The following is a 10,829-nucleotide window of genomic DNA, read 5'->3' as shown; positions in this document are numbered from 1 at the left end:
GCCGCCGTGACCCGACGCGTCACTCGCCCTTTGCGGATTTGAACGGTTTTGTTTATCACCAGAATTGGTTACACAACTTGCTGATTGCCGCTTCGCTCGGCGGCCATAGATGCTGACCCACAAAATTCGATGGGATCAGCAGTTTTTAGAGCCGTTTGCAAAGCGTCGGTACCGCGCGCGTGAAAGCGGAGGTTTGGCGGCTGAGTCAAGTGCGCCTGTTGAACGCGCCGCTTGCTCACGCGCGCGGTACCGTGCCAGCGCGCCAAGCTGGGAGGTGGAAATGCTCACTTCGTCTGTCGAAGTTTTATGGACTGCCCGCTACGACTATCAACCGTCGTGGAAGCTGGAGCCGCACGCGCATGACTATTTCCAGATCATCTACTTCGTCAGCGGCAGCGGCAGCATTCTGCTGGACGACCATGAACAAGCGATCACGCCCGGCGACCTGTTTCTGATCAAACCGCAGCAGCGCCACGGGCTGACGGTTGGATCGGTCGTCAATTCGCTTGATCTCAAGTTCGTGGTCAAAGACGGGCATTTGCAACACACGCTGCGCAAGGCGGCCAATCACTTTGCTGCCTGCGACGCCGCCATTCCGCATCTGTTTGAACGCATCCGGCAAGAGGGCGAAGGCAAAGGCCCGCTCTTCCGCGAACTGTGCGGGGCCTATTTGCTCGAAATGCTGATCCTGCTCTTGCGGCAGGAGCGGCGACCCAAACGGAACCTGCACTTAGCCAAAGTCCCGCTGGGCGGCCCGGCGGATGCGGTCAGCAAACGCATCGTCGAGTTCATTCAACAGCATTACGCCGAAGACGTGCATTTGCCCGAAATCGCGCGCGCGCTGGGCATGTCCGACCGCCGGATTCGTCAAAAGTTTCAGGAGTCGGTCGGCGTGCCGCCCATGCGCTATTTGCTGCAATGCCGCGTCGAACACGCGCAGGAATTAATCAGCTATTCCGACTATGCCTTGAAAGAGATCGCCGAGTTGACCGGCTTCAAGAGCATCCATCATTTCACCCGTGTTTTCAGCGAAATTGCCGGCGTTGCGCCCGGCGTCTGGCGGCAGCAAAACCGCCAGGGCATCCGCAAAGACGTTTACATCAACCCCCATTTTTCCAACACGATTTGGACGATCACTGACGCCGCCTGATCCTTGCCTGGGCCTCGTTACGCATTTCCGTTTTAGACAAAACTCTTGCCGCTCCGGCTAAAGACGCCAGCCGCGTCTGACAGTACATTGCCGCACGCTGGGACAAACGGTTTGCTGGACCAAGCCTGATTCCAAAGGCTAAATCGAAACACGCAGGATAGGCGCACCTGAGCGCGTCAGGCGCGGGCGTTCAGAGTTCAAGCTTTAGCTTGTCCGAGCGCACTGGCAGGCGTTCAGAGCTTCAGCTTGTCCGGGTACGCTGGCGGCGCGCACCGGACAAGCTGAAGCTTGAACTCTGAACACTTGGCCGCCAGCGCCGTATTTTCTAGCAGTGTTCCAAACTCGCTTGTTCCGATTTAGAGCTTCAAAACAAACGCTGCTGAACCTGGCAGCGCCAAACGCTGCTTTGCTGGGATTCGATTCTGGGCAGCCCGCGTGCTGACCCCTTCTGTAACGTCACTGACAGCTTAACTCGGAGGGTTGTTTATGCTTTCGCGCAAACTCAAAGGCAGCTTGCTGCTTTTGGCCGTGCTGGTGTTCTGTCCAGCGCTCTACGGCCAAACATCCACCGGTGAAGTCAACGGCACGCTCACCGATCCCAACGGCGCGGCGGTCGCCAACGCGCGTGTCAAACTCGTCAATCAGGCCACCAAGATCGAGTCGCAGGCCACGCCCAATCAGAATGGCACGTTCATCTTCGTCAACGTGATGCCCGGCGCTTATGTCCTGCGGGTCGAGGCGAACGGGTTCAAGACGGCGCAAACGTCGGTCTTCACCGTGGGCGTCAGCCAGGCGGTGACGAACGATATGGCGCTCACGGTCGGCGAGGTCAGCCAGACGGTCGAGGTCAGCGCGAGCACCGAACTCATCCAACGTTCAACCGCTGAACTGGGCACAGTGATTTCAGAACGCACCGTGCAGGATTTGCCGTTGAATGGGCGCAACTTCACGCAGTTGCTGACGCTGACGCCGGGCGTCACGCCGGTTTCAACCTCGCAGAACCGTAACGTCGGCTGTTGCGAAGGCAACGTGGGCCTGCCCGGCTCAGGCTTTTCCGACGCCTCCTTCCACGGGCAGTTGAACCGCTCGAAGCTTTACTTTTACGACGGCATCATCAACACCAATGTGCGCGGGCCGACATACATCGTCATCCCGAACATTGACGCGATTCAGGAATTCAAGGTCGTCGGCCACGACGCCAAGTCCGAATTCGGCGGCGCGACGGGCGGCGTCGTGAATATGGTCTCGAAATCGGGCGGCAACGGTCTGCACGGTTCGGCATTTGAATACGTGCGCAACAATTTTTTCGACGCGCGCAACGCCTTCACTGACGCGACCTGCACACTGGCGCGCTGTAAGCCGGGCGATCTCGTACCCAGCGGCCCGACGGCGTTTCATCAAAACCAGTTTGGCGCGGTGGTCAGCGGCCCCATCATCAAGAACAAGACTTTCTTTTCGGCCAGCTATGACGGCTGGCGTTATAGCCAGGCCGGCCTGGGCATTTCTTACGCGCCGACGGCTGCTGAGATTGCCGGAGATTTCAGCAACACGAGTTCGGCGTTCCGCCGCCAAATCTATAATCCGTATTCGACCCGCGCGTCGGGTACTACCTTTGTGCGCGACCCGTTCCGTTGCGACGCGTCGGGCAATCCGCTGCCGGTCAACGCGCAAAAGCAGCAGGATCAAACCATCGGCACGGCTTGCAACAAGCTGCCGCAGGCGCTGATTTTCCAGCCGATGCTGAAGTTCTTTCAGACTTACGCGGCAGTGCCGAATTTTTCCGATGCGCGCGATCTGACCAACAACTTCATACAGACGCGGCCCACCATCAACAACTCGAACAGCTATCAGGCGCGCGTGGATCACCGCTTCAACGACAGCGACAGCATCTTTTTCCGCTACACCGAACAGCGGAACACGATCCTGACGCCGATTGGCAACGTCGGTTCGACGGGTGGCGGCTCGCAGGGCCGCAATTACGGCGGCGGCTGGACGCACGTCTTTCGCCCCAGTCTGATTCTGGATGTGCGCGCGGGTTATGCGGGCCGTCCGGGCGTGGATGCGGGCCAGCAAAATCAACATCCAGCCGGGCTTGATCCGCTGAAACAGGCGGGTTTTGGCGACATAGACAAATACAGCGGACTGCTTGTCACGCTTGCCAATTGGTCGAACGGAGGCAATGGCAACTTCGGGATTCGCGGCGCGGCCCCGCGCGAAAATCCGAACTGGAGCCTGACGCCCAATCTGGTCTGGCTGAAAGGCCATCACAACATCAAGACGGGCTTCTGGTACATCGAAGCCAAGCGCATCCAGTTGAATACTTTTCAAACCTATACCTTCAGCGACGAACAGACGCGCAATCCGTCGGCGGCGACGGGCGCGACTGGCTTGTCGCTGGCGTCGGCGCTGCTGGGCTTCCCGAATACGTTCGCCGCGCAATTGCCGATCCTGCACGGCGGCCCGGTGCGCTTCAAATATGCCGCGTGGGCAGGTTATGTGCAGGATGAATGGAAACTGGCGCCGACCGTGACCCTGAGTCTGGGGCTGCGTTACGACTACCTGAACCAGCCGAAGACGCTGGACGGACGGCTCTGGAATGCGCTTGATCTGCCCAATAAAAAGTGGATCATCGGTGCCAAAACCATGCCCGGCTTTTGCAGCGTGGTGAAAGCCGCGCCCTGCATCCCGGATTCGTTTCAGACCGATCCGCATTTCAATGACGTGATCCTGGCGGGCAAGGATTTCTTTGCGCCGCCACCGGTCAAAGACAATTGGGGGCCGCGCGCCGGTGTGGCCTGGGCCATCAATCCGAAGACGGTGTTGCGCGCCGGTTACGGGCTTTATTGGGACGCCGTGACCGCGCGCAGCCAATATGCGCAAAACGATCTGGAAGCGGCGGTTTGGCCCGACGCCACGGCCTTTGCCGGCGGCCCGATCAATGCGCCCGCCAACTTCGTCAACGGATCGGTGCTGAGCATCATTCAACAACAGGGGCAAGGCTTCGCCGTTCCGTTGCCGACCGCCAGTCCCTGGACGGTGGGCGGCTTTAACGACGATCCGAAATACAAAGACCCGTATTCGCAGCAGTGGCATTTGGAGCTGCAACGCGAACTGACGCCCTCAATGGTCGTCACCGCCGCGTATGTGGGCAGCAAGAATGGCCGCTTGCCTTATTCGGGTCTGGGCAACGCCGCGCGGCAGGCTTCGCCGAATGGGACAGCGAACGCGGTGATTGATGCACTGCGTCCGATGCCCTGGGTGGGCGCGGGGCTGAATTACACGCTGAGCACCGGCTACTCGAACTACAACGCGCTACAGACCAAATTCCAGCGGCGCTTTACCGATGGGTTGAGCACGTTGGTTTCCTACACCTGGAGCAAGTCCATTGACGTGAGCAGCGGTTATTTCAACGTCGAGAATGGCGCGGGCGGCGGCTCGACGATTCAAAATTACGGCGACCCCAGCACCGGGCGCGGCGTCTCGTCTTATGACATCACGCACTTCCTTTCGTGGGCGACGCTCTATGAGCTGCCGTTCGGGAAAGGGAAAAAACATTTCCAAAGCGGCCCGGCCGCCTGGCTGCTGGGCAACTGGCAGGCGAATTACATTATGCAGGCGCGCACTGGCGCACCTTATAACCTGCAAGTCACCGGTGACTTTGCCAACCTGCGCGGGAGCGCCTCAACCGCGCCCGGCAACTATCTGCGTCCGAACCTGATCGCCGATCCTTTCGTGGCAGGCCCAGTGGCCGCCAATCCCGACCCGCTATGCCAAAAGACCGTCTCGCAAGGCGGGCGCGCGGCGGATGCGACGCACACGACCTTTAGCTGGTTCAACTCCTGCGCCTTCGGCATTCCTTCCGGCTCGTTCGGCAACCTGGGGCGCAATGTGTTTAGGGGCGGGCACGTGTTCAACATGGATTACTCGATGTTCAAGAGCATCACCGTGCGCGAAGGCATGAACCTGCAATTGCGCTTCGAGGCATTCAACGTCTTCAACGTCCAAAATTATGATGTGCCGTCGGCGGTCACGATCAACGCCAACGCCACGCAAATCGCGGCCAATGTCGGACGCATCACGTCACTGGCCCAGGGCACCACGCCGCGCCAGTTGCAGTTCGGCTTGCGGTTCGTTTTCTAAAATTGTTGCGGTATGAGGAGCGGTGGCGCAAAGGGATTAAGCTAAGAGGTTTTCCGTCCAAAGCCCTGAAAGGGCGGCATTCAGTAGCCCAGGGCAACGCCCTGGGTAGTGGCGAAATGACCGAACAGCCCTGAAAGGGCGGAATAATCACGCGAAATTTCGCCCTTTCAGGGCTTGCGAAGCTCACGGCGGTGGTACCAGGGGCGTTGCACCTGGCTATTCAATGGCACCCTTTCAGGGCTTCATAAACTTAGCTTGATCCTATTGCGTTACCGCTCGCGCGTACCGTATCGGAGGTCTCCTATGCACAGCAACAAATCGCACTGGTCAGCACTGTTCTACGTTCTGCTTGGCTTGTTGGGCACGAGCGGTTTCGCCAGCGCCCAAACCGTGACGGGCACGCTTTCCGGCCTTGTGCTGGATGCTTCGGACAACGCCATCGCGGGCGCGACTGTCACCGTCGTCAGCCCGAAAACCGGCACGACGCGCACCGTGACGACCAATGAATCGGGCGGCTTCAGCGTCGCGGCGTTGCAGCCGGACATTTATACCGTCAGGGTTGAGTTGAAGGGCTTCCGCGTGCTCGAACGGCAAAACAACGTACTGAGCGCGAATGAAAACCTGGCGCTGGGAAGGCTGGTGATGCAGGTCGGGCAGGTGAGCGAGACCGTCACGACCATCGCCGAGGGCGCGACCGTCGAGACCGAAAGCAGCGATTTGACGGGGCGTTTGACCTCCGACCAGATTGATCTGATCTCGACCAAGGGGCGCGACATCACTTCGTTGCTGCGGCTGTTGCCGGGTGTGTCTTATCTCGATGACGTCGAGAGCGTGGGCGACGGCTTTGGCACCGATTTGCCCAACGTGTCGGGGCAGCGCGGGCGTTCGAGCATTGCGACGGTGAACGGCTTGAATGCGAGCGAGCCTAGCGGGTCGAACAAAGTCAGCATGACGACCAATCAGGACGCCATCGCCGAGGTCAAGGTGTTGCGCAACAACTATTCGCCGGAATTCGGCAACAACGGCGGCGCGCAAATCAACATCGTCACCAAGAGCGGCAAGAAAAACTATTTCGGCAGCGCCTATTACTTCATGCGCAATGAGGCGCTCAATGCCAACAACTTTTTCAACAACAAACAGGCGCTGCCACGGCCCGTCTACCGGCATAACATCTGGGGCTTCAACGGCGGTGGGCCGGTGCAAATTCCCTGGCTCTATCCGAACAAGAGCAAGCAGAAACTCTTTTTCTTTTACTCGCTGGAACGCCCGCACACCATCACGCCCACCAACGCCAAATTCGTCACCGTGCCGACCGCGCTCGAACGCAACGGCGATTTCTCGCAATCTTTCACCGGGCTGTCAGGCGGCAATCCGGTCAAGGCTTATGTGCGCGATCCGCTGATTGCGACCGGCGCTTGCAGCGCGACCGATCAATCGGCCTGTTTCCGCGATCCATCGCGCACGACGGCGGACAATCCGCTGGGGCTGAATATCATTCCGCGCAATCGTTTCAACGCGAGCGGCGCGGCGATCCTGAATTATTTTCCGCTGCCCAATCAAATCGGCGGACGCACGCTGGCGGGCAATGCGTTCAATTACGTCACACAAAAAAGCGTGGACGTGCCGAAGCAGAGTCAGGTCGTGCGCGTGGATTTCAAACCGACCGAGAAAGACACCTTCTTCGTCAACGCGCAATGGTGGACGGCGGATAACGAGGGCTTCGACACGTCGGGCTGGCCCAGCGGTGACAACAACCGTTGGGGCATCAGTTCGCATTACCTGTACCGCGACAACGGCATGTCCATCAATTGGGTGCGGCTGATTAGTGCGGCGCTGGTCAACGAATTCTCGGTTGGCATCCGCCACGATTCCGAAGGCTTTGTGCCCTCGACAGGCGAGATTGACCGGCTGACGCGCACGGCGTTGCATTACACCGCGCCGCAGCTCTTCCCCGGCAACAACACGCTCGGCACGATTCCGCGCGCGACCAGTTGGGGCGGCCTGTCGCAAACCACGGTCGCCAACATCAACTGGCTGGATCGTTGGGGCGAGGTGGGCGACGATTTCATCCTGCCCTCGATCACCGACAACTTCACGCTCAATCGCCGCAATCACAATTACAAAGCGGGCTTTTACTTCGAGCGCATTCGCAACGGCGAAGCGCCGGGCGGGCAATGGTCGGGCGCCTTCAATTTCAGCAGCAACGACAGCAACTTCACCGCCGCGCTGGGCAACACCGGCCATCCGTATGCGAACGCGCTGACCGGCAGTTTCCGCAGTTACGCCGAAGCGTCGGCGCGCCCGCACACCGATCTGGAGCGCGTGCTGACGCAATGGTATGTGCAGGATCAGTGGAAGGTGCAACGCCGTTTGACGCTGAATTACGGCGCGCGCATGGGCTGGTTTTCGCAATGGACGCAGCGCAATCTGGACGCCTCGAATTTCGACGCGACGCTGTTTAATCCAGCCAAGTCGCTGGTGCTCTATCGCGCGTTCTGTGTCGGCGGCACACCGGCGACGGCGGCTTGCGCGACGGCCAACCGGCGCGCGCAAAACCCTGTGACGGGCCAGTTGCTCACCAACACCAATCTGGTCGGGACGTTTGTGCCGGGCATCGGCGACAAACTCAACGGCGTCGCGGTCGGGACAGAGGCCGGCGTGCCGCATGGGTTCAAAGAACCCCCGCCGATTCAATTTGAACCGCGCTTCGGTTTTGCCTGGGATGTGTTCGGCAAGAGCCGGACGGTGTTGCGCGCGCACGGCGGCGTTTATCACAGTTCGCGCACGGGCGGCGGCACGACCGGCGGCAATCTGGTCAGCAATCCGCCCTATCAACGCAACGTCACGATTGATTACGGCACGATTGACAACCTCGCCAGTCTGGTCGGCACGGCGCTCGAACGCCCGACGGCGTTGAACGCGGTCGAAGTGCTGACCAAGACGCCGACGATTTATAACTTCTCGTTGGGCATTCAGCAGGACATCGGTTTCAAAACCTTGCTCGAAGTCAGCTACGTCGGTTCGCTGGCGCGGCATCTGGGCGAATTGCGCAATATCAACGGCGTGCCGGATGGCGCGCGTTTCAATCCCGCTAATCGCAATCCGTTCAGCGCCCCCAGCGCCACGGCGACGGGCGCGCTAGGCGACGACTTCCTGCGTCCGTATCAAGGTTACGCCGACATCAACGTCGTGATGGGGTCGGGCGGGTCGAATTACAACGGCTTGCAGGTGCAGGTCAGCCGCCGCTACGCGCAACGTTTTCAATACGGCATTGCTTACACCTGGCATAAGACGCTGGATTACGCCAACGATGACAGTTCGAACGTGTCGTATCCGCGCCCGTATAAGGCCTTCAATTACGGCGTGGCCGATCACGACCAGACGCAGATTTTCACGGCCAATTACATCTGGGACGTGCCGGGCCTCGGCAAGAAGTTGGGCCATCGTTTCGCCACGGCCATCTTGGACGGCTGGCAGCTTTCGGGCACGACCTCGCTGGTCAGCGGACGGGCGCAAAGCGTGAGCGTGACCTATAGCGGTGGCCTGACCGACAACACGGGCGGCGAAAACAATGGGCGTCCGCTGGTACTGTGCAATCCGAACCGGCAGACAGCGGATGCCGCCGACGGCACGCCGGTTTACTTTGACGCGGCCTGTTTCGCGCGGCCTTTGACGCTGGGCGAAATCGGCAACGCCCAGCGCAATCTGTTGCGACGGCCCGGCCTTATCAACTCTGACCTGGCGATGTTCAAGAATGTGCGCTTGCGCGAAAAGCTGCGGCTGCAATTCCGCTGGGAGACCTACAATCTGTTCAACCACACAAATTTCAACGCCTTTGACTCGGCGTTGACGCTGACGCTCAACACGACGACCAACCAGGTCACGCAAACCAACGCGCGCTTCGGGCAGCCGACCACGGCGCGTTCGCCGCGTGTGATGCAGGGTTCGTTGCGGATCAATTTTTAGCCTGGCTGTTTTAGGTTGGTTGACAGATTCGCGGTCGGCAGGCCACCACGCGCTTGCTGTATCCGAATGACGTGGCGGCAGCAACTGCCGGTGGTTTCATCCGGTCAGCAACCGGATTCACCTGCCTTTACCAGCAAACAACCACGGCAGCGCCGCCACGTCTTTTTTAAGTATTGACAGGTTGCAGTACGGGGAGCGGTAGCGACTTGGTGACTTTGAGTTCTGTACACGCGGAGTTGCCAAGTCGCTACCGCTCCCCGTACCGCAACGGCGTATTTCGGAGGACTCAATGCGAAAGTTTATCAAGCAGGCGCTCGGCAGCGTCTGCTGTTTGTTTCTCTGCGTGTCCGGCTATGGGCAGCAACCCAGTTCAAAAGCAGCGTCCTCAGCCCCGCGCGTGTTCCTGCTCGACGCGCAACAATTGCAAGCCAGCAAACAGCGGCTGCAAGCCAATGACGCGCAACTCGCGCCCGCCTGGGCCAAGCTGGAACGGGAAGCCAAACAGGCGCTGACACTCACGCCGCCTTCCGTCGTCAGCAAAGCCGTCACGCCGCCCAGCGGCGACAAGCACGATTACATGAGCCAGGCCCCCTATTTTTGGGCCGATCCGAAAAGTCCGAACGGCTTGCCTTACATCCGGCGCGACGGCGAACGCAATCCCGAAATCAACAAAATTTCTGACCATCGCACGCTGGATGAAATGTGCGCGGCCTCTGAAACGCTCGCGCTGGCCTATTACTTCAAAGGCGATGAGGCGTATGCCGCAAAGGCCGCGCAGTTGTTGCGCGCCTGGTTTCTCGACGCGGCCACGCGCATGAATCCCAACCTGGAATTCGCGCAGGGCATCCCCGGCATCAACACCGGGCGCGGCATCGGCTTGATCGAAACGCGCGGGTTGACGCGGGCGGTTGACGCCATCGGTTTGCTGGCGGGCAGCAAAGCCTGGACGGAAGCCGATCAACGCGGCCTGCAAACGTGGTTCAGCGCATTTCTGAAATGGATGCAGGAAAGTAAAAACGGGCGCGAGGAAAACGCGGCCAAAAACAATCACGGCACCTATTACGACATTCAAGCCGTCAGCTTTGCGCTCTTTCTGGACAAGCGCGATTTGGCCGTGAACATTCTGGAAACCGCCAAGCAGAAACGCATCGCCTTGCAAATCGAACCCGATGGCCGCCAGCCGTTGGAACTCGTGCGGACAAAAGCCTGGAGCTACAGCACTGGCAATCTGGATGGGCTGATGTTGCTGGCGCAGCTGGGCGAAAATGTCGGTGTGGATTTATGGCACTACGAAACGAAAGATGGGCGCGGCATCCGGCGGGCGCTTGATTACCTTGTGCCGTTCGCGCTGGGCGAAAAGAAATGGCCGGAGCAACAGCTTGGCGAATGGCCGCCGCAGATGCTATATCCGTTGTTGCGCAGAGCCGCAGCCAAATACCGGGACGCCAAGTTGTCAGCAGTCTTAGTCAAAATTCCGGCGCCTGAAGCGGCGGAACGAAGCCGGTTAGTCATGCCCGGTTGAGTGGCGAGCACGGCGTGCGCATTCACACCTCTCTTCAATCCAGCGCCTGGC

General features: G+C 59.6%; 4 protein-coding genes. All 4 read left to right on the top strand.

From position 1 onward, the window contains the following. Positions 1 to 280: 280 nt before the first annotated feature. The 4 genes from HY011_31135 to HY011_31120 all read left to right on the top strand — a co-directional run bounded on the left by HY011_31135 (position 281) and on the right by HY011_31120 (position 10,778). Positions 281 to 1,150, top strand: coding sequence for a helix-turn-helix transcriptional regulator (locus HY011_31135; protein ID MBI3427404.1), 870 nt, complete (start codon positions 281 to 283; stop codon positions 1,148 to 1,150). A gap of 486 nt (positions 1,151 to 1,636) precedes the next feature. Beyond that, positions 1,637 to 5,290 carry a TonB-dependent receptor gene (locus HY011_31130; protein ID MBI3427403.1) on the top strand — a complete coding sequence of 1,218 codons (3,654 nt, stop codon included), beginning with the start codon at positions 1,637 to 1,639 and terminating at the stop codon, positions 5,288 to 5,290. Between the two features lie 303 nt (positions 5,291 to 5,593). Next, positions 5,594 to 9,256, top strand: a complete 3,663-nt coding sequence (locus HY011_31125) for a TonB-dependent receptor (protein MBI3427402.1) — start codon at positions 5,594 to 5,596, stop codon at positions 9,254 to 9,256. Between the two features lie 289 nt (positions 9,257 to 9,545). Further along, the gene (locus HY011_31120) at positions 9,546 to 10,778 is read left to right on the top strand and encodes an alginate lyase family protein (GenBank protein ID MBI3427401.1); all 1,233 of its coding nucleotides are present in this window, start codon (positions 9,546 to 9,548) and stop codon (positions 10,776 to 10,778) included. Positions 10,779 to 10,829 lie beyond the last annotated feature (51 nt).

Source organism: Acidobacteriota bacterium (assembly GCA_016196035.1).
Classification (GTDB): domain Bacteria; phylum Acidobacteriota; class Blastocatellia; order RBC074; family RBC074; genus JACPYM01.
This window is presented reverse-complemented; position numbering and strand designations above follow the sequence as displayed.

What these genes read in the sequence shown, in the direction of transcription:
- HY011_31120 (MBI3427401.1), top strand. Translation starts at nt 9,546, where the DNA reads ATGCGAAAGTTTATCAAGCAGGCGCTCGGCAGCGTCTGCTGTTTGTTT.
- HY011_31130 (MBI3427403.1), top strand. Translation starts at nt 1,637, where the DNA reads ATGCTTTCGCGCAAACTCAAAGGCAGCTTGCTGCTTTTGGCCGTGCTG.
- HY011_31125 (MBI3427402.1), top strand. Translation starts at nt 5,594, where the DNA reads ATGCACAGCAACAAATCGCACTGGTCAGCACTGTTCTACGTTCTGCTT.
- HY011_31135 (MBI3427404.1), top strand. Translation starts at nt 281, where the DNA reads ATGCTCACTTCGTCTGTCGAAGTTTTATGGACTGCCCGCTACGACTAT.